Raw genomic sequence first — 506 nt, forward strand, 5'->3', positions numbered from 1 at the left:
CTGGTTGCTCGGCTTGCAGTTGTTTAAGGGCGGCTTCGTCTTTGGCGGAGATGACCGACATGGCGGCAAGCTCGGCCTGTTCGGCCGTGCCGCCTGCCTGCCGCGCTGCGCCGCTGGCTATTAATTTTTTCAGTTCACGTCGGCCAGAAGTGGTTTTCCAGTTTTTCTCTTTCGCCGCAGCCTCTTCGCGCGAGCTATTTTCTTCAAAATGTGCAATTTGAAGTGGTTTATGTGTTTTCGTCCACTGCGCGCCTTTCCCAGATAAGTGCTCGCGCCAGCGACGCTTCAAGTTATCTGTTTGTCCTATGTAATAACTGCCATCATCGCATTCAATGACATAGGTACAAAAAATTCCTTCGCGCGGCCCGTCTGAAATTCGGACAGGCGCAGGCAGGCCTGCTTCCAATACCGCCATCTTGGCCTTGACCGGTTCAAAATCCACAAACCAGCTTTTGAAAATGGCCTGGGCGATTTGTTCGAGGGTTTGGTTGGTTTGGGTGTTGAGT

At 52.4% G+C, this 506-nt stretch carries 1 protein-coding gene; it reads right to left on the reverse strand.

The features are described 5' to 3' along the window. The coding region (locus tag S1OALGB6SA_RS08780; RefSeq protein WP_148084062.1) for a GIY-YIG nuclease family protein at positions 1-506 on the reverse strand (506 nt) is incomplete at both ends.

It is taken from the genome of Olavius algarvensis spirochete endosymbiont, from assembly GCA_900608495.1.
Taxonomy (GTDB): Bacteria; Spirochaetota; Spirochaetia; order DSM-2461; family DSM-2461; genus UBA2779.